Below are 18,944 nucleotides of genomic sequence, written 5' to 3'. Positions count from 1 at the left end.
TATTGACTGATGTTTGCTATGCAACAAATTGAAATTTTTGAAATTCCAAGTCCTTGCAAAGACATTTGCGAGGTAAATAACCGAGGCTATTGTAAAGGCTGCTACCGAAGTCGGGAGGAGCGCTTTGGTTGGAATTCATTTTCAAACGTAGAAAAAAAGCAAGTCATCAGTTTGTGTCAACAACGTTATAAGCGTTACTTGCAAAAACGCCAAGCACTTGGCGCTAAGCCAGCAGTACCTGAGCAGGGGGATTTTGGTTTTTAATCAAGATGATGTTTAGCCCTGAGTAAACGAATTGTGCCATTTTCATTGAGTTTATGCAGTTGCTCTTCAAGCTTAGGTATTAACGCGCTATGGCGTGAATGCAAAAAGTGAAAGCTTTTTATCGGTGCCAGTACTTCAGTTTGAAATTGCTTAATATTAAACTGAGGGTGTTTAGTCGATAATAAAAAGTCGAGTAAAATTACACCTTGTACTTTACCTTGAGTGAGTAAATTAAGTTGAGCAGTGACGCTTTTCACCTTAATAATGTCACCAATAAAAGGGTGTTCGTTAAGGTAACTCTGCGCTGCAGGATAACCAACTTGAATGGCGATATTGTCTAGCTGCTCAAATGTACATTGCTGGCAGTTTTTTAATAGCACAAGGTTAAACTCAAATAGCGCAAAGTTAACCGGATGCAAGTTTTGATATTGTTGACTGATACTGGCCACTCGCCCTAATTGGCCATCAAGCGTGCCATTGTTTGCTGCAGATAAAGCGCTTTGGTGATTAAAGTCAATAATATGTACATCATAGCCAAGTTCCTTATATGCAAGGGTCATCAGCTCAATAACATAGCGAGCCTGTGGGGTATCGGCTGGGCGATTAAACAGCATATGTTGTGTGTTTGCTATAGTGCTCAGTGGCGTTAGTAAATAACAGAGCACTATGAGAGAAAAAAAGCACTTAATCACAGCGTTTCCATATTAGGACTAAAAACGCCACCAATCTACGTTTAAAAGCTAAAAAGCGCAAGTTTAGCCGTGACTCTTTTAGGCAAATGTTTGTTATACTCTGGGCATTAATATGATTAGTAATAACTGGTAATTTATGTCGTTTAACTTATGCTTACTACCTCGTGAACAAAAATATCAAATTCAATTGGATTACGAGGCATCGTTTTGGGCTTATCAAATAAAGCGTGGTAAGAGTACTCGTGAGCAAATATACAATACAATTCATAGTCGCCCAGTGGCAGAGCAGATGTTTTTGAAGCAGCAATTTGAACAATATTTAGCGACGATGCAAAGTTAATGACGGCATTGCGTTTTGAATGCCTAGAGCCAATTAAAACCCCCTTAGTGAATAAGTTTTACAGCCAATATAAAGCCCGAGGTCGGGCAACCAGACAAGATCAAGTGTGGGTTGTTTATCATGACTTAGTTATTGTCGCGGCATGCAGAATTCAAAATCGCAGTGATTATTTGTTTTTGTCTACCTTGCTGGTTGCACCTGCTTGGCGTGGTCAAGGACTTGCCAAACAGCTACTAATACATACCTTATCTAACCAAAACTCACTCGTTTATACATTTGCTTATACGCATTTAGCTTATTTTTATCAATCAATTGGGTTTAACTTTGTGTTAACATTGCCGTCACCTTTGGATACACTCTTTACTGTCTATCAGCAACGAAATATCGTAGCTATGCAGTGCTAGTTAAAATAATTAGTTAAAACAACTACGTGGAAATTTAAATGGGTCAATGGTTTAAGGCTAGTATATTCTTTTTGTTAGCCGCCTCAGTTGTTGCTAGCCAAGTTGCTATGGCGCAGGTAAAACGTTTATCGCCAAGTGAAGGTTTATCACAAAGCTATGTCAGTACCATGTTGATAGATAAAAGCGGCTATCTTTGGTTAGCGACGGAAGGGGGCTTAAATCGTTACGATGGCTATCAGGTTGTACATATTGCAGGGCCTAATGGTGAACTAGATGAAGCAATTATTGACCTTATATATCAAGACCCTGATGGTTATATTTGGATTGCTTCGTTAGTTGCAGGGCTATTTCGCTATGATCCAAGTACCGATAGTTACCAACAATTTTTATCAAAACCTACCACTGAAGAGCAAGTTTTAAGTCAGTCCGTATTTAGTATGGTTGCCACCGATAATAAGTCATTATGGATTGGTCGCGGTTGGGATTTTGCTCGCCTTGATTTAGCGACGGGCCAAATTGAGACTATTTTTGAATTACCAGAGCGCACTCGTAATACCGTGATCCGCGATTTATTACATTACAAAGGTTATATCTTTATTGCCGCCAGTACTGGCGCATATGTCTATCATATAGCAACTGGGCAATACCGAAAATTAGAGCATTTAAGCACTGAGCCAGACCATGTATATCAAAATTATATAAAGTCGTTTGCAATAGGCGAAAATGAGCAACTGTTAGTGGGGGCCGTACGTGGTTTATATCAAGTTGATATTAGTGATTTACCGAGTATGTTTGAGCGCCCAGATGTGCCTTTTAAAAATAAAACCATATTGAATGATCTTAATATTTGGAAAATAATAAATGACCATGGGGTGCTTGATTTAGGCACCGATAAAGGTTTATTTAGTCTCGATTTGAATACCGGTGAGCTGACTAAAAATAATAGAGTAAAAGAAAGTAAATACTCACTAGCAGATCCAAGTTTTATCGATATTGTCAAAGATAGTAACGGCGCTATGTGGACAGCTACTAAAAGTGATGGGGCATTTTATTTACCTTATGATAATTATCATTTTGAAAATGTTAATGCCAGCATGCTCTCCGGTGATGGTTTATCGCACCCTTCTATTTGGGGCATAACCGAGTATGAAGATAAACTCTGGCTAGCAACTCATAATGGTTTAACTGCGGTTGATTTAAAAACTAATCAAGGACAAGTGTTTTTAAAAGATTATCAAGCTGATTTATTTACCACTGAATTTAATATCTACGCTATTTCTCCTTATAAAGATAAATTGTGGCTGCGTACTAATCGCGGGATTTTTAGTTTTGATCCGCATAGCTATGAAATTTTTCCAGCGACAACAGCCGACCCAAGCCAGCAACACCTGATCACAGGGTGGGTACATGGCTCGGTATTGATGCCAAATGGTGAATTATTTTATGTTCATTCTGATCATGGCATGTTTGTTTATAATATCGACAGCCAAAAGATCACTCCTTTAGGTGGTGAATTTGAAAAATTTGAACCGTTTTTAGCTTATGGTTTCTTACCGCCTTTATCTACCAAATCTGACTCCCCGTTATTTTATAATGCAGGGGTGCTTTATCAGGTTGATCCAAACTCATTTGCTTTAACAAAAATCTATACAGTGCCACAGCAACATGAAAATGTAGCCGTTAATGTAATGTCTTATATTGTTGATAATAATAATGTGCTGTGGATCACGTTATCGAATTTTGGCTTAATTGGTCTTGATGCATCGAATTACAAGCTGTTGTATACCATAGATTTAGATAAAAATAAGCTCGGCACCTTATTGTACGATATGGTGTTAGATGATGCTGGAATGATCTGGATGAGTAGTCATAAAGGAATATGGCGATTAAATCCAGAAAATAAACACTTTCAGCAATTTACAACTTCAGAAGGACTGGTCTCTACCGAGTTTAATAGTGGTGCATTTACGCGTTTAAAAACTGGCCAAATAGTCTATGGTACGTTAAAAGGGTTTAGTTATTTTTACCCAAATGATAATCACCCTAGGCATGGTTTAATTGATCACGTAAATATAACCAGCATTGATTTGATGTCTCGTGAATTATCTACGGATCTTAAGCAACCTATAAAAACAATCACCTTAGAGCACGACGATATCGGTCTCGAAGTGGCTTTTTCGGCAATGGCATTTAATTATCAGGAACGTATTATTTATGAGTATCAGCTCTCTGATGGGCAAAAATCGTATACCCGTAATAATAACCGAGTGCTATTTCCAAAACTTAATCCCGGCAAATACCAACTAAAAATTTGGGCTAAAGATCCGCTTACTGGCGACTACACACAACCGGCAGTGCTGGATATTGTGGTTAAATACCCGCTATGGCGCGCACCTCAGTTTATAGTGCTTTACGCACTGGTATTTTTTGGATTAGTAGCAGCTTGGATAATGCGTCGTAATCGAATCCAGCAATTATTATTAGCAGCTCACAGAGAAAGCCAAGAAAGTGAAGCGCGCTTAAAGTTAGCATTGGAGGGCAGTCGTTCAGGGGTGTGGGATTGGCAATCTGCAAGTCCAATAATTTATCAACCACGGCTTAAAAATGAGTTAGGTTATGATGTTGAATCGGTTAATTTAGATGATTATTTAGCAAAAATTCATCCTAAAGATAAACAAAATTTTCGCATTGAGTGGTTAGAATTTTTATCCACCGAAAAAGGCTATTTTAACTGCACCTATCGTTTACGCCATAAATTAGGCTATTGGCGCTGGTATAAAGACTTTGGCAAAGTGGTTGCCTGGCAAGGAAGTACACCCGAGAAAGTGGCTGGAACTTACACTAATATGACTCGTGAATTAGTGTTTGAAGAACATGCCCGTTTATTTGGCGCAGCATTTGAGCAAACCCGCGATTGGGTCTTTATTCTAGATAAAAGTTTACGTATTTTAGCTACCAACAAAGCACTGCAGAGCGCATTTAACTTTCCTGTTGATTATCGTTCTAGCTGCTCATTACACTTAGGATTAAGTCGTGCTGTAAGAGTTAACTATTTACGTGTAATGAAAGAGTTGCAAGCTGGCGAGCACTTTTCTGCAGAAGATACTGTTTGCTTGGCGAATGGCGAGCAGCGTCATGTGCTTATTAAAATTAGTGCGGTTGCTGATACGGAGCAACGCTTAGAAAGCTATGTGGTTATTCTGACTGATATTAATGCCCAAAAGTTAGCTGAGAATGAATTATTCTTATTAGCAAATTACGACAGTTTAACGGGGTTACCAAATCGTACTTTATTTAATGATCGAGTTGAACATGCACTTGAACAGGCTAAAGGCCAAAACCTAAAAGTTGCGTTACTCAATATTAATATCAAACGCTTTAAGTATTTTAATGACTCACTAGGGCATGAAGCTGCCGATGAGATAATAAAGGCGGTGGCACTGCGGATCAAATCGCGTGTACAGGCGAAAGACAGTGTAGCCCGCTTTAGTGGTGATGAGTTTATGCTGTTAGTCGAGGGTATTCAACAAATCGAAGAAGTTGTTTTACTGTGCGTTAAGTTGATGGCTAGCTTGAATGACAACATCATTATTAACAATCAAGCGATTAGTGTCAGTTTAAGTATTGGCGTGGCGATTTCGCCTGATGATGCACTCTGTGCGAAAAGTTTAATTAAAGCGGCTGATATTGCACTGTATCATTCGAAAAAGAGCTTGGAAGGTTGTTATCAATTTTACAAACAAGAAATGAATCAGCATGTACAACGCTCATTGCATTTAGAATCACAATTAACTCAAGCCTATCAAAATCATGCGTTTTGTAATCATTACCAAGTGATTGTTAATGCTAAAACTCATCAGGCCGAAGGGCTGGAAGTATTGCTGCGCTGGCCAGAAAATAACAGCTATGAAACACAAGAGTTTGCGCTTGCTGCTGAGAGTATTGGTTTGATCACAAAAATTATGTTGCAAACCCTAGCTAGAGCGTTGATTGAACTTAAACAATGGCAGTTACAAAAGCCTGACTTGTATGTGTCTATTAACCTGTCTGCACTGGATTTTGAGTATAAAAATTTAGTCGATGAAATTCGCAGTGCGCTAATTAATGCTGATGTATCAGCCAGCTCTGTGGTGTTTGAAATTACAGAATCAGTGCTGATGCATGATTCACCGCAAGCGTTAAATAGCATGTCAAAGTTGAAGCAACTAGGTTGTCGCTTATATATGGATGACTTTGGTACAGGTTATGCTTCACTCACTTATTTAAAGCGCTTTCCGATCGATGTACTGAAAATTGATCGCAGTTTTGTAACTGATATTGGTATAGATAGTGACGATGAAGCGATTATTCAGTCAACGCTTGCATTGGCGAAAAGCTTAGGTAAAGAATGCGTCGCAGAAGGCGTTGAAACTAAGCAGCAGCTTACCTTTTTGCGCAACTTAGGCTGTAATTTATTTCAGGGCTATTTATTCAGTAAACCAATCCCAGGTGATGATGTAAGCGCATTATTAAATAAAGACTGGCAGTCGTTGTTGAATGAAGACTAGTCTTGGCGTTCACCGCAGTGACGGCAATAAAGGTTTTTAGTGCGTGCACTAAGTTGAGACTTAATTGCTTTGTTTGCTTCTTGCTTACTTAAACCAAGTTTACAGCGCAAATTCTCTAGATGCTCCAGTTGCGCATCATCTAGTTTACCATCTAGCTCGCCATCATGCAGACATTCATGCACCGCATCACTAAACATGATCCTACGCTTACGTAGCTGTTCAGAGAAACTCGAAGCTAATAAGCCGGTGGGTATTGCTACCATTCCCATACTCAGTAACGTGATCACGCCGCCAAAAAAACGCCCTAGCGGTGTTACTGGCACAACGTCACCATAACCTACAGTGGTCAGCGTTGCCATTGCCCACCACATTGCCGCAGGAATGGAGCCAAATTTATCCGGTTGTATATCGTGTTCAATTAAGTAAATTCCGCAGGAAGCTAAAATTAGCACCACTGCCATTATAAAGAATGCGGCCAAAAGCGAACTGCTTTCATCACGAAATGATTGTAAAAGTAGCTGCATTGCTCGTGAGTAGCGAGTGAGCTTAAAAACACGTAGGAGTCTGAGCACTCTTAAAAAACGTAAATCAAAGGTGATAAACATCATTAAGATCGTGGGCAGGATTGCCACTAGATCAATTAAGGCTAAAGGGGACAGTAAATATTTTAAACGACGTTGAAAATTACCACAGTTTAGACTTTTGTACTCGGCACGTTCTACGCATGACCAAAGGCGAAGCAAATACTCGATAGCAAATATAATTACTGAGCCTAACTCTAACATTAAAAATTCATGCTTATATTGATGAGCTAAACTCGCAATTGATTCAAGCACAATCGCAACGACATTAATCATTATCAGCGATATTAGAAATATATCGATATAATGACCCGTCTTACGGTACTCCCCATTACCTTCAAAAAATAGCGCTGTGCGTTTACGTAAATTATTCAAGCTATTATCCGTGTGTGTTATTGGGAGTTAAAGCAAGTACCATATTAATGCTGCCTTCTTCAAAGTCGCGGCTGATCTTAAAGCCTAGTTTTCGGGCTAATTCAATCATTCCGGTATTTTCCGGCAGGGTGATACCCTCAATGAATTGTACGCCTTGGCTTTGACAATACTCAATAGCGGCGCGCATTAATAAGCCACCTAAGCCAAGGCCTTGGCAGTTTGAGCGCACTACTATAGCAAATTCGGCATGCACTTTATCAGGGTCCATTAACACCCGAGAGACGCCAAGCGTGGCGTTGTCTTGAGTGATAATAAACGCCATTTCACGATCGTAGTCAATTTGTGTCATTTTAGCGAGTTGATCGTGGTTAAACTGCGGCAGCTCGCCAAAAAAGCGTTTGTAGCGATCTTCTTTGCTGAGAGATAGATCAAACTCTTGGTGCGCTTGCTCATCTTCTGGCTTTATTGGTCTGAGTGTCGCAAGGGTATTATTTTTCAGCGTCACTTGTTTAACCAGCTCAATTGGGTAAGGGCGAATAGATAAGCGTTTACGATGTGATTGTACTTGGTAGTGACTCAGGGTCATGGTGGCATCAAGCACCAAAAACTGGCCATTACTGGCTAAAATAGGATTTAACTCAAGCGAAGTTATATCGGGTTGATCAATAACTAACTGAGAAATACGGGTCAGTAGTGCACAGAGGCGATACTTATCAACTTTCTCAGGCAAAATACGCTCTTTAAGCACGCCTTTGTCATGCGCCGCAGCAATTAAATACTTTGCTAAGTTCATATTCAAAGGTGGTAAAGCAACCGCTGCTTGAGCAAACTCTAGACCCGTGCCGGCTTCTCCTAGAAGTATTACAGGACCAAAATTCGGTTCTGTTTTTATCGCAATACGTAGTTCATTGGCGCCAGCTCTGGGTGCCATTTTTTGCAGTGAAAAGCCTTCAATAATCGCATCAGGGTAGGTGTTTTTTATTCTCAATAGCATGGCAAAGGCGGTTTGTTCAACCTCTTGTGCATCGTTTAAGTTAAGTACCACGCCACCGACTTCTGATTTAGATGGAATGCTAGGGCTGATCAGTTTCAGTGCAACCGGGAAGCCTAGCTCTATGGCTTGTTCTTTTGCTTCTGTTGGTGTGTATGCGACCTCGGTTTGAATACATTCAACGCCATAGTGAGCGAGTATTTGGCTGGCTTGATGGGTGGATAGATAGCTTTGCTGCTCTGCTAAAAATTCATTCACGAGCGCTTTTGCTGCGTGTTTATTGATTTTAGCGTCATCTGTGTTTGACTCTGGAGTTTGGGTTAAATGTTTTTGATTACGGCGATAACTTACTAAGTGCATAAAGGCGCGTACTGCGCCCTCAGGGGTGCGATAAGTAGGAATGCCGTAGTTGCTACATACGCGACGGGCGGCATAGGCGGCATCTTCGCCCATAAAATTTGTGATCACATAAGGACGCGCCATTTTCGGTAGTTTATTCAACGTTTCAGCGATAATTAATGCATAGTCTTCACTTGGCGCAAGGGCCGATGGCGTGTGAATGATCAGTAGATTTTTTACTTCCTTAGCATGCAATAAAATTTCCAGTGCTTGTTGGTAGCGTGCCGGAACTGAGTCACCAAAAATGTCCACCGGATTAGAGGTCATATCCGACTGTGGGATCACTTTATTGAGCGCCGCACGGGTTTCTTCACTCAATTGTGTCAGCTTACCAGAACTTTGTAATAAGCTATCAACGGCCATTACGCCGGGGCCGCCGCCATTAGTTAAAATGGTGAGTTGTTCCACCTTTAATAATTTAGGATGCATGGCCAGTGTTTGTGTAGCAGCAAACAGTTCAGTTAAATCATTTACCCGTAACATACCTGCGCGTTGGAAGAGGGCGTCATACACCGCATCTGAACTTTGCTTGCCGCCAGTGTGAATTTCGGCAGCAAGTGCTCCAGCCGCTGTTTTACCGGTTTTAATGGCGATCACCGGTTTACTAAACGCAGCGGCACGAGCAGCTGAAATAAAGCTGCGGATATTCTCAATGTTATCGATGTACAGCAAAATAGCCTTCGTTTTTGCATCGCGACCTAAAAAGTCGAGTAGTTCAGCAAAGTCGATATCTAAACAATCTCCCACAGAGACAAAGTATGAAAAGCCAATTTCTTTATGTTTTGCCCAATCTAAAATAGTGGAGCACACAGCAGCTGACTGTGAAATAAACGCTAATTTACCAGGGCTTGCGATAGTGTGAGAAAAACTCGCATTGAGGCCAATATGAGGGATCAACAAACCCAAACAATTAGGGCCAAGTAACGATACTTTGGCTTGTTTAGCGGCTTCTTGCAGTGCTGTTTTTTGTTCATGATTGAGTCCGGCTGCGATCACAATCGCATTTTTACAGCCAAACTCTCCAAGCTCTGCAATGATATTAAGTAGGGTGTGTTTGTTCGTACAAATAACCGCAAGGTCCGGTATTTTCGGTAGCGCCGCAATTGACGGGTAGGCCAACACGCCATGTACGGCGCTATTAGTCGGGCTTACTGGCATGATAGGGCCGTTAAATCCGCCTTGTAATAAGTTGCGCATTACTACAAATCCTGCTCGGGAAACGTTATTCGATGCACCAATCACGGCAACCGAAGTCGGGTTGAAAAACTGACTAATGCGTTTTACACTCATGGTCTTTCCTTGCGGGTTATTTGTTTTCTAGCGAGGTGATGCATATAATCTTTTTGCTAACGACGCTCGCATCTTGAGGTGGTTTGAGTATATGCTCAATGTAACCTGTTTAGGTTGATTTTTCGAGCATCATAACCACATATAATTGATTATTATCAAAGGATCATTAAATGAATAAACCAAATGGATATTATCAGTTGCTTGGCGCAGCTGTATTGAGTGTCGCTATACTTGGCTGCGGATGGATTTTAAAATCAGCAGCGCTTGATGTAAAAAATATGGAACGCACGGTTGAGGTTAAAGGATTAGCAGAGCGTGAAGTAACTGCTGATACAGTGATCTGGCCGGTACAATTTAGTGATGCAGATAATGACCTCGAAAAGTTAGTTGAACGGGTTGAGCAGAAAAATGCCGCAGTGATCGCTTTTTTAAAACTGCATGGCTTTGATGAACAAGAGATCAGCCAAGGTAGGCAATCAATTGTTGATAAACAAGCGCGCGAATACGGCGCTGATAATCAACAGTTTCGCTATATTGCCCGCGCAAATATTACCGTGTATTCGCAGCAGCCTGATAAAGTGCAAAACGCCTTAACTAAGGTGGGCCAGCTAGCCAAACAAGGTATTGCGATTGTGCAAGATAACTATGAAACCCGCATTGAATATTTGTTCTCTGGGCTAAACGATATAAAACCAGCAATGGTGCAAGAAGCCACCGAAAAAGCTCGCGAAGTGGCATTAAAATTTGCCAAGGACTCACAGTCAAAACTAGGTAAAATTCGCACCGCAAGACAAGGGCAGTTTAGTATAATCGACCGCGATTCAAACACTCCGCAGATCAAAAAAGTGCGAGTTGTAACCAGCGTTGAATATTATTTATCTGATTAATATTATTTATGTTGTACAAGGTAGCGCTCAACTTGTTCTGTTTTACAGCGTAAGTAAGCGCCACTGAGCAGTATTTTATAGTCACTGAGTGGCTTGTCTGGGCTTGTTTGAGATAACGTGAGTAAGGCTTTTAAGAATGCGGCAGTGTTTATATTGCCCTGATTTTGTTTAAACTCAACTTCCATTAATGCCAGCAAGGCCGAAAATTCATGCTTTGGTAAGCTGTGTTGGGCTGGATTGTTTGCAATGTAACTTGCAACTGGGGTCAGCCCGATATCATTAACTTGCGCTAAAGCTTGCAACAAGTTTTCGTTACTTTCAAATAGCATCAGTGAACGTACATAATTAAACGGTAATTTAGCCTCACTACACTCGCTAAATAAGCGGTGCAATACATTTTGCTGCTGTTGGTTTTGTTGTGTAAAACCATGATTGAACTTTAGACCAGGGGTAAAAAAACTTAATTGGTCGGTATTATTTAGCTGACTGATGATGGCTGTTGGTAGCGAGTGTTGAGTTAATATGCGTGTGGCGATATTTTGCAGATAAGTATATTTTACACTCATGCGTTGCGCACTGCTATATAAGTGCTGTAACTGCATGGCTTGTTGTATTGCAGATAAACTGGCAAAGCTATCAACAATGGCTTGCAACTGATGCTGCTGCATCTGTTGGTTTAGTTGACTGATACATGTATCCATTGTTAATCCTATACGTTACGTGTATATCAAGTGCTTTATCCTAGCGTAAAGCACTTGTTGGTCAAGTGTTTATCTATCTTTCAGGCAATAAAAAAGGCCGTAGATACGGCCTTTGTATATGTTATAAAGTAAGGATGCTTAAGCTGCTAGTTTGCTTGCAACCCACTCATCAACAAAGTTCTCTAGTACGTTTAGTGGCACTGCGCCATTTTTAAGTACCACATCATGGAATTCACGGATATCAAACTTATCACCTAGTTTAACCTTGGCAGCTTCACGAAGTTCTAGAATCTTCAGCATACCTACTTTGTAAGCCGTTGCTTGCGAAGGCATTACAATGTGGCGTTCAACCATTTTAACGCCGTCAGACGTCGCGTTTGGCGTGTTATTTACGTAGTAATCAATACCCTGTTGGCGAGTCCACTTCATTTCGTGGATACCAGTATCAACCACTAAGCGACATGCTCGCCATAGTTCCATCGATAGACGGCCAAAGTCAGAATAAGGGTCTGCATACATGCCCATTTCTTTTGGTAATAACTCTGAGTACAAGCCCCAACCTTCGATATAGGCTGTGTAGCCACCGAATTTACGGAACTTAGGCACGCCTTCAAGCTCTTGCGAAATTGCAATTTGCATGTGGTGACCTGGAATACCCTCGTGATAAGCCAGCGCTTCCATTTGATACGTTGGCATTGCTTCCATGTCGTAAAGGTTAGCGTAGTAAACACCCGGGCGTGAACCATCTGGTGCAGGCTGTTGGTAGAATGCTTTACCAGCCGCTTTTTCACGGAAGGCTTCAACACGCTTAACAATCATGTCGGCTTTAGGCTTAACAATGAATAGCTCATCCAAGCGTGATTTCATGGTGTTAATAAGTGCCGTGGCTTCGTCAAGGTATTGCTGCTTACCTGCTTCAGTATTAGGTAAGTAAAATTGCTTATCGGTTTTCATAAACTGCATAAAGGCTTTTAAATCGCCTTTAAAGCCAACTTTTTCTTTGATTTGGCGCATTTCGTCATGAATACGAGATACTTCAGCTAAACCGATGGTGTGGATTTCTTTAGCCGTTAAATCAGTGGTAGTCGTGCGCGCTAATGCGTTGTTGTAAAACGCTTCGCCATCAGGAAATTTCCAAGCACCATCACGATCATCAGCACGTTTTTCAAGCTGTGCTAAATAATTAATCAACTTAGAGTAAGAAGGTTTTACAGCCGCTTTAAGGGCTTTCTCAGCATCGCTGATTAACGCGTCTTTATCAGCTTGAGCAATTTCAAGCTTCGCAACTTTACGTTTAAAGTCGGCAAGTAAGGTGGAATCATCACCTTGTTCAAATGGCGCACCGTGAATGATATTTTTGCTTGAATCAATCACATGTGGGAATACAAATTTAGGAGCGATAATGCCTTTATCAGCACGTACTTCTAAATCAGTGATCAGTTGATCAATAACCGTGGTTACGCCATTCAAACGCGAGATGTAGGCTTTGGCATCGGCAACATCAGAAATCTGGTGTTGGTTGATTAAAAAGGCCGGGATCATCGAGTGAGTACCAAACATTTGGTTCACTGGGTAGTTATGATAGCGCCATTTAAAATCAGCAATGCTGTTTTCAAGGTCTTGCTTTTTAAGGTCATAACTAACTTTTGTGGTGTCATCTAGGAGTTCGCGGTTAATAGCGTTTAATGCCACTAAATCATCTTTTGTTTGTTGATGATCTTTCAGTACGCGCGCTTCGCTACCGTCATCCCATTTGTCGTAGTCTTGTTTGATACCCATGTATGTTTGATAAACAGGGCTGCTCATCACATCACGGTTAAAAGTATCTTCGAAAAACGCATTCGCTTTGTCTATTTCGCTTTGTACCGGTTGTGCTTGTACAGTTGGCGTGCTTTGTTGCTCTGGTGTTTGCTGGCAACCACCTAGCAGTGCAATACTCACTGCGGCGGCGATAAAGGTTAGTTTACGCATGTTTTCCCTTTTGTTGTTAGAAACCATTGAAGGTTATTAATTATTATTAGTGTGTATTTGTTAGTAAAGTTTGGGTCGTTATTACACAAACAATTCTAGCAGGTCATTTAAAAAACGATGACCTTTTTGGCTTACCTGCCAGTGACTATCCGTTTGCTTAAGCAAACCCTTGGCAATGGCTTGTTGCAGCGCATCTGCTTGGCTTTGCAGCGGTAACTGAGTTAAGGCTGTAAAGTCACTAATTGGGCAGGCTTCAAATAACCGTAAGCGATTCATAAAGAATTCAAACGGTAAGTCGTGCTGTTCAACTGGCCACTGTTTAAATAAATACGGCTTAGCTAAATCCATATAACCGCGAGGATGTTTTACTTTCTCAGTGCGGGTAATGATGCCTGTTTTAGCATCGGTTACCTTACCATGGGCACCACAACCAATGCCTAAATAATCGCCAAAGCGCCAATAATTCAAGTTATGTTGGCATTGAAAACCCGGTTTTGCATAGCCGGAAATTTCATATTGCTGATAACCTGCCTCAGTAAGTAAGGCTTGGCCTTGCTCTTGAATATCCCATAAGGTGTCATCGGCCGGTAACGTTGGCGGTTTAGAGGCAAATTGGGTATTGGCCTCAATCGTTAACTGATACCACGAAATATGTGGCGGATTAAGGGCGATGACTTTTTTCAAGTCGCTCAGCGCATCAGCAACAGATTGCCCCGGTAAGCCGTGCATTAAATCAAGATTAAAGCTATTTAAACCTGCTTCATGAGCTTGCTCTGCGGCATATATGGCTTCATCGGCACCGTGAATACGCCCCAACGCTTTGAGTTTGTCGTCTTGCATGCTTTGCACGCCAATCGAAATACGATTAATGCCAGCTGCCACATAGTCTTTAAAACGTCCTGTTTCAACCGTACCGGGGTTAGCTTCTAAGGTGATCTCGCAGTTTTCACTTAGGCCAATTAATGAATCCACCGCCGTTAATAAATTAACGTAGGCCTCACCGGTTAATAAGCTAGGCGTGCCACCACCGATAAAGATTGAATGAATTTTACGTCCTTGCACTAAGTGCAGATCGGTTTTTAAATCATCAATTAAATGCTGCACATATTCCTTTTCAGGGATCTCACCTTTTTGACCGTGACTATTAAAATCACAATACGGGCATTTTTGCACACACCAAGGGACGTGCACATATAAACTTAATGGTGGTAAATTCACAGGCCGCCTTTGAGCTTAAGCTCAGACAATAAACGTTGTAATGCCTGACCACGATGGCTTACTGCATTTTTTTGCTGCTTAGTTAATTGCGCACTGGTGCATTCAAGTTCTGGCACATAAAAAATAGGGTCGTAACCAAAACCACCTTGGCCATCTTGGCTTTGCGTAATTTGTCCTTCCCAGCTCGCACTGCAAATCAGTGGAGTAGGGTCATCAGCATGACGTATTAATACCAGCACACACCAAAAGCGCGCACTGCGGTTAGGGTTGTTAGCAAGTTCGCTTAATAATTTATCAATATTATCTTGATCGCTAGCGCCTTCTCCGGCATAGCGAGCTGAGTAAACGCCAGGGGCGCCGTTAAGGCCATCAACCTCTAACCCTGAGTCGTCAGCAATAGCTGGTAGCCCCGTTATTTTTGCAGCATGGCGAGCTTTGATAATAGCGTTTTCAACAAAGGTGGTGCCTGTTTCTGCTACTTCTGGCACATTAAAATCGCTTTGTGGCACAACGTTTATTTCAAGCGGGTTTAGCATCTGCGCTAATTCGTTGACTTTACCCGGATTGCCAGTGGCTAACACTAAAGTTTTTTTCATGAATTAATCTACGTAAAATTTTTGCTGGAACTGCAGCTTTTGAAATTGATTACCTTGTTGTATTTCAATTTCAAAGCGCAGAATTTCTTCGTTAGTAAAATCAACTTGCGCGAGGTAATAAATTGCATCGCCTTCGATGACTTCTTTGAAGTCCAAGGTTTGCTTATTACCAAGTAGGTTTTTAGCAGTGCCTTTAAGAATGGCCGTTTGCGCTGTGGCATCGGTATCTTTTTTAAGGATTGAAATATTGACAATGCCCTTATAACCACTACGTTCTAGGCCATAGGTTTTGGCTATTTGTGGTTGAATAAAGGTTGACGGAAATGCAATGTAATGTACTTGCCATGGGCCGAGTTCTTTGTATTGTGCGCCTTGCATTTGTTCACTGTGGGCACTAAAGGTAATACCTGCTAATGCAAAGAATAAAATACTTGCGAGCTTTTTCATAAATGACTCTTAAAAAAAGAGGCCTAGTAGGCCTCTGTGTTAATGATAAGGTTAGCCGACTAAATCAATAAACAAAAACTGGGCAAATTGCAGCGCGATAATTAACACTAAAATTGATAGATCTAAGCCGCCCAGTGGCGGTAACACTTTACGAATAGGTCTTAACATTGGTTCAGTTAGCTGCTGAAATACCGCTTCTACTGGATTGTTGCCTTGGCTTACCCAGCTTAATAACGCGCGAATAATTAATACCCAAAACAGTAAGTTTAAGCCTTCTTTAATCACCGTTACTAGCGCATTTAAAAGTACAAATCCAACTTCCCATGTCGCGCCTACTAAAAATATCAGCGCAGTAATTTTTGCAGCAGCGACAATGAACGCCAGTAATAACGAAGCTAAGTCTAGGCCACCTAACCCTGGAATAATTTTACGCAGTGGATTAACAGCAAATGAAGTAGCTTTGACCACAAACTGACTCAACGGATTGTAAAAATCAGCCTTGGCGGCTTGTAGCCAAAAGCGCATTAATACGACCATTAAAAATAGATCGAATAGTGTGCTTATTAAAAATTGCATGGCGTTCATAACGTACCTTAATTAAAAACCTTAAACATAAATAGGGCTAAAAGCAGCAAAGTGCTTTTAAAGTTCTTGTTCCATTTGTTCCGCGCGAGCAATACAGGCATCCATTGCATCGGCGACAGTGTTAGTCAGACCGTGTGCTTTTAAATGTTCAACAGCTGCATGCGTGGTGCCACCTTTTGATGTCACATTAGCACGCAATTGTGAAATACTAATATCAGGTTGTGATACCGCCATTTCAGCTGCACCTAATGCTGTTTGCTGTACTAAGCGACGCGCGTCTTCATCGCTAAAGCCAAGTGCTTTGGCTTTTTCTTCTATGGCTTCCATAAATAAGAAAAAGTAAGCCGGTGATGACCCCGTAACAGCAATAACATCGTTAATTTGTGACTCTTGCTCAACCCATACCGCAATACCTGTACATTCAAATACTTGTTGCACAAAAGTATGTTCTTGCTCGGTTTCGCCGGCACCAAATAAACCTGATACACCGCGCCCTAATAAAGACGGGGTATTTGGCATACAACGTACCATCTTAACGTCTTGTCCGAGCATTTCACGTAACCGCTTAACCGTTAAGCCTGCGGCGACAGAAATAAATAGCTTATCGCTAAAGTCGATACCCGAATCTTGAAATGATTGACATAAATCACCCATCATTTGCGGCTTTACAGACAACACAATAACATCGGCATCGCGCAGTGCTTCGTTGTTATCTGCGGTGGTTTTAACCCCGAAATCCGCTGCTACCTTAGCGAGTTTTTCTTGGTTACGATTTGTTGCAATAATACTCGATGCAGCAAATCCTTTTTTTACCATGCCGCCAATAATGGCGTAGCTCATATTACCTGTGCCTATGAATGCAATTGTTTTATCTGACATATCTTAGTTATCACCTTAGCTTCGTTGGCCAAAAATATCCGTGCCGATGCGTACCATGGTTGAGCCTGCTGCAATCGCAGCTTCGACATCACCACTCATCCCCATCGACAGGGTGTCTATTTGAGGATATTGGGCTTTAAGTCTATCAAAGCAAGCACGTAATTGCTCAAAATATTGTATTTGTTGCTGTGGATCGTCAGTTTTTGCTGGGATTGCCATGACACCACGCAATTCTAAATGCGGGCAATGGTGAATAAATTCAGCGAGGCTTGCAAGTTTATCGGGGTGGCAGCCTGATTTTGAGTCCTCTAAGCTGATATTTACTTGGATCAGTACTTTTAAAGGGGCTTTATCTGCGGGCCTTTGATCGTTTAAACGTTGCGCTATTTTTTCACGTTCAATACTTTGCACCCAATCAAAGTGGCTGGCAACAAGGGCGGTTTTATTTGATTGAATAGGGCCAATGAAATGCCAAACAATATCGCTATAATTTGCTAATTGGGTTATTTTATCAACAGCTTCTTGAACGTATGATTCACCAAATTCTCGGTGACCTTGTTGATAAGCCGCTAGAATGAAATCAGCAGGTTTGGTTTTTGATACTGCCAACAAGCAGACATCGTGCTCATTACGATGATGTTTTTTTGCCGCTAGGGCAATTCTAGCATAGGCGGACTTAAGTCGTTCTGCTATTGTAACCATATAATTATCAGTTAGTTGTGGAGTCATAAATGGATATTACCGAATTATTGGCCTTTAGTGTGCAGCACAAAGCATCAGATTTACACTTATCATCAGGGGTTGCGCCAATGATCCGTGTTGATGGTGATGTGCGACGTATTAATATACCAGCGCTGGAAAACAAAGATGTTAACAGCCTAGTTTACGATATTATGAACGATAATCAACGCAAGGACTATGAACAAAACCTTGAAGTGGATTTTTCGTTTGAAGTGCCGAACTTAGCACGTTTTCGTGTTAATGCCTTCAACTCAAATCGAGGCCCCGCAGCTGTATTTCGTACCATTCCCAGTGAAGTGCTGACGCTTGATGATTTAGGTGCGCCAGATATATTTAAAACAATCTCAGATACGCCGCGTGGTTTAGTGTTGGTAACAGGACCTACAGGCTCTGGTAAATCGACCACATTGGCTGCGATGGTGGATCATATAAATCAACACAAGCATCATCATATTTTAACCATCGAAGATCCCATCGAGTTTGTGCACGACAATAAACTATCGTTAATTAATCAACGTGAAGTGCATCGCGATACGCATAGTTTTTCTAATGCACTGCGCAGTGCTTTACGTGAAGATCCAGACGTGATTTTGGTTGGTGAGCTACGTGATTTAGAAACTATTCGCCTTGCCATGACTGCTGCTGAAACCGGCCATTTAGTATTTGGTACATTGCATACTACGTCAGCCCCGAAAACCATTGACCGTATTATCGATGTGTTTCCTGGTGAAGAAAAAAGTATGATCCGCTCAATGCTTTCAGAGTCATTACGCGCAGTTATTTCACAAACCCTGTTGAAAAAAATTGGTGGCGGGCGAGTCGCAGCACATGAAATCATGATTGCAGTGCCTGCGATCCGTAACCTTATCCGCGAAGATAAAATTGCGCAAATGTATTCGTCGATTCAAACTGGCGCATCGCATGGTATGCAAACCATGGATCAGTGTTTAATTAATTTAGTGAATCACGGTGTTGTTACCAATGCTGAAGCGCGTGCTAAAGCACAAGATAAAAATAATTTCGGCGGCTAGGCCCG

General features: G+C 41.3%; 17 protein-coding genes. 6 read left to right on the top strand and 11 right to left on the bottom strand.

The features are described from left to right. Positions 1–18: 18 nt before the first annotated feature. On the top strand, positions 19–264 hold the full coding sequence (locus H5187_RS09370) for a DUF1289 domain-containing protein (protein WP_149981286.1): 246 nt from the start codon (positions 19–21) through the stop codon (positions 262–264). Here H5187_RS09370 and H5187_RS09365 read toward each other — a convergent pair. Continuing rightward, positions 261–878, bottom strand: coding sequence for a transporter substrate-binding domain-containing protein (locus H5187_RS09365; RefSeq protein WP_149981285.1), 618 nt, complete (start codon positions 876–878; stop codon positions 261–263). The two genes, H5187_RS09370 and H5187_RS09365, sit on opposite strands and share 4 nt — an antisense overlap. A gap of 214 nt (positions 879–1,092) precedes the next feature. Here H5187_RS09365 and H5187_RS09360 point away from each other — a divergent pair, with 214 nt between their 5' ends. Genes H5187_RS09360 through H5187_RS09350 form a run of 3 tightly spaced genes read left to right on the top strand, consistent with a single transcriptional unit; the run spans position 1,093 to position 6,247 of the window. Further along, positions 1,093–1,296, top strand: a complete 204-nt coding sequence (locus H5187_RS09360) for a DUF3283 family protein (protein ID WP_064667173.1) — start codon at positions 1,093–1,095, stop codon at positions 1,294–1,296. Further along, positions 1,296–1,700, top strand: a complete 405-nt coding sequence (locus tag H5187_RS09355) for a GNAT family N-acetyltransferase (RefSeq protein ID WP_182718470.1) — start codon at positions 1,296–1,298, stop codon at positions 1,698–1,700. Before H5187_RS09360 ends, H5187_RS09355 begins: the two co-directional genes overlap by 1 nt. A gap of 38 nt (positions 1,701–1,738) precedes the next feature. After that, complete coding sequence (locus H5187_RS09350) at positions 1,739–6,247, top strand: EAL domain-containing protein (protein WP_182797800.1); 4,509 nt, start codon at positions 1,739–1,741, stop codon at positions 6,245–6,247. On the opposite strand, the gene H5187_RS09345 is transcribed toward H5187_RS09350, so the two are convergent. Both H5187_RS09345 and H5187_RS09340 read right to left on the bottom strand, forming a co-directional pair. After that, positions 6,244–7,203, bottom strand: a complete 960-nt coding sequence (locus tag H5187_RS09345) for an ion transporter (RefSeq protein WP_182718468.1) — start codon at positions 7,201–7,203, stop codon at positions 6,244–6,246. The genes H5187_RS09350 and H5187_RS09345 overlap by 4 nt on opposite strands. A 4-nt stretch (positions 7,204–7,207) precedes the next feature. Beyond that, positions 7,208–9,883 carry a bifunctional acetate--CoA ligase family protein/GNAT family N-acetyltransferase gene (locus tag H5187_RS09340; RefSeq protein ID WP_182739964.1) on the bottom strand — a complete coding sequence of 892 codons (2,676 nt, stop codon included), beginning with the start codon at positions 9,881–9,883 and terminating at the stop codon, positions 7,208–7,210. Positions 9,884–10,053: 170 nt separating this feature from the next. On the opposite strand from H5187_RS09340, the gene H5187_RS09335 reads away from it, so the two are divergent. After that, positions 10,054–10,770, top strand: coding sequence for an SIMPL domain-containing protein (locus tag H5187_RS09335; RefSeq protein WP_182718466.1), 717 nt, complete (start codon positions 10,054–10,056; stop codon positions 10,768–10,770). Positions 10,771–10,772: 2 nt separating this feature from the next. Here the strand turns inward: H5187_RS09335 and H5187_RS09330 are convergent, their stop codons facing one another. The 8 genes from H5187_RS09330 to H5187_RS09295 all read right to left on the bottom strand — a co-directional run bounded on the left by H5187_RS09330 (position 10,773) and on the right by H5187_RS09295 (position 17,896). After that, a complete protein-coding gene (locus H5187_RS09330; RefSeq protein ID WP_182718465.1) occupies positions 10,773–11,471 on the bottom strand; it encodes a hypothetical protein in 699 nt (232 codons plus the stop codon). A 138-nt stretch (positions 11,472–11,609) separates the two neighbouring features. Further along, positions 11,610–13,442, bottom strand: coding sequence for a DUF885 family protein (locus H5187_RS09325; RefSeq protein WP_182718464.1), 1,833 nt, complete (start codon positions 13,440–13,442; stop codon positions 11,610–11,612). 81 nt (positions 13,443–13,523) lie between these two features. Next, entirely contained in the window at positions 13,524–14,660 is a 1,137-nt protein-coding gene (gene hemW / locus H5187_RS09320; RefSeq protein WP_182718463.1) for a radical SAM family heme chaperone HemW, read from the bottom strand. Beyond that, positions 14,657–15,256 (bottom strand): XTP/dITP diphosphatase, encoded by a 600-nt coding sequence (locus tag H5187_RS09315; protein WP_182794628.1) that lies wholly within the window; start codon positions 15,254–15,256, stop codon positions 14,657–14,659. Before H5187_RS09315 ends, hemW begins: the two co-directional genes overlap by 4 nt. A 3-nt stretch (positions 15,257–15,259) precedes the next feature. After that, complete coding sequence (locus tag H5187_RS09310; RefSeq protein ID WP_145234922.1) at positions 15,260–15,703, bottom strand: DUF4426 domain-containing protein; 444 nt, start codon at positions 15,701–15,703, stop codon at positions 15,260–15,262. Positions 15,704–15,754: 51 nt separating this feature from the next. Further along, the gene (locus tag H5187_RS09305) at positions 15,755–16,288 is read right to left on the bottom strand and encodes a YggT family protein (protein WP_182718461.1); all 534 of its coding nucleotides are present in this window, start codon (positions 16,286–16,288) and stop codon (positions 15,755–15,757) included. Between the two features lie 57 nt (positions 16,289–16,345). Then, positions 16,346–17,167 carry a pyrroline-5-carboxylate reductase gene (gene proC, locus H5187_RS09300; protein ID WP_182718460.1) on the bottom strand — a complete coding sequence of 274 codons (822 nt, stop codon included), beginning with the start codon at positions 17,165–17,167 and terminating at the stop codon, positions 16,346–16,348. A 15-nt stretch (positions 17,168–17,182) separates the two neighbouring features. Then, a complete protein-coding gene (locus H5187_RS09295) occupies positions 17,183–17,896 on the bottom strand; it encodes a YggS family pyridoxal phosphate-dependent enzyme (RefSeq protein ID WP_310736240.1) in 714 nt (237 codons plus the stop codon). Positions 17,897–17,898: 2 nt separating this feature from the next. On the opposite strand from H5187_RS09295, the gene H5187_RS09290 reads away from it, so the two are divergent. Continuing rightward, positions 17,899–18,939 carry a type IV pilus twitching motility protein PilT gene (locus H5187_RS09290; RefSeq protein WP_145234931.1) on the top strand — a complete coding sequence of 347 codons (1,041 nt, stop codon included), beginning with the start codon at positions 17,899–17,901 and terminating at the stop codon, positions 18,937–18,939. The last annotated feature ends 5 nt before the right edge of the window (positions 18,940–18,944 follow it).

This window comes from Pseudoalteromonas sp. SG44-1 (assembly GCF_014164315.1).
Lineage (GTDB): Bacteria > Pseudomonadota > Gammaproteobacteria > Enterobacterales > Alteromonadaceae > Pseudoalteromonas > Pseudoalteromonas rhizosphaerae.
This window is presented reverse-complemented; position numbering and strand designations above follow the sequence as displayed.

Excerpts from the sequence above, each read along its gene's own strand:
- H5187_RS09370 (WP_149981286.1), top strand. The coding sequence starts at position 19 with ATGCAACAAATTGAAATTTTTGAAATTCCAAGTCCTTGCAAAGACATT.
- H5187_RS09365 (WP_149981285.1), bottom strand. The coding sequence starts at position 878 with ATGCTGTTTAATCGCCCAGCCGATACCCCACAGGCTCGCTATGTTATT.
- H5187_RS09360 (WP_064667173.1), top strand. The coding sequence starts at position 1,093 with ATGTCGTTTAACTTATGCTTACTACCTCGTGAACAAAAATATCAAATT.
- H5187_RS09355 (WP_182718470.1), top strand. The coding sequence starts at position 1,296 with ATGACGGCATTGCGTTTTGAATGCCTAGAGCCAATTAAAACCCCCTTA.
- H5187_RS09350 (WP_182797800.1), top strand. The coding sequence starts at position 1,739 with ATGGGTCAATGGTTTAAGGCTAGTATATTCTTTTTGTTAGCCGCCTCA.
- H5187_RS09340 (WP_182739964.1), bottom strand. The coding sequence starts at position 9,883 with ATGAGTGTAAAACGCATTAGTCAGTTTTTCAACCCGACTTCGGTTGCC.
- H5187_RS09335 (WP_182718466.1), top strand. The coding sequence starts at position 10,054 with ATGAATAAACCAAATGGATATTATCAGTTGCTTGGCGCAGCTGTATTG.
- H5187_RS09330 (WP_182718465.1), bottom strand. The coding sequence starts at position 11,471 with ATGGATACATGTATCAGTCAACTAAACCAACAGATGCAGCAGCATCAG.
- H5187_RS09325 (WP_182718464.1), bottom strand. The coding sequence starts at position 13,442 with ATGCGTAAACTAACCTTTATCGCCGCCGCAGTGAGTATTGCACTGCTA.
- H5187_RS09315 (WP_182794628.1), bottom strand. The coding sequence starts at position 15,256 with ATGAAAAAAACTTTAGTGTTAGCCACTGGCAATCCGGGTAAAGTCAAC.
- H5187_RS09310 (WP_145234922.1), bottom strand. The coding sequence starts at position 15,703 with ATGAAAAAGCTCGCAAGTATTTTATTCTTTGCATTAGCAGGTATTACC.
- H5187_RS09305 (WP_182718461.1), bottom strand. The coding sequence starts at position 16,288 with ATGAACGCCATGCAATTTTTAATAAGCACACTATTCGATCTATTTTTA.
- proC (WP_182718460.1), bottom strand. The coding sequence starts at position 17,167 with ATGTCAGATAAAACAATTGCATTCATAGGCACAGGTAATATGAGCTAC.
- H5187_RS09295 (WP_310736240.1), bottom strand. The coding sequence starts at position 17,896 with ATGACTCCACAACTAACTGATAATTATATGGTTACAATAGCAGAACGA.
- H5187_RS09290 (WP_145234931.1), top strand. The coding sequence starts at position 17,899 with ATGGATATTACCGAATTATTGGCCTTTAGTGTGCAGCACAAAGCATCA.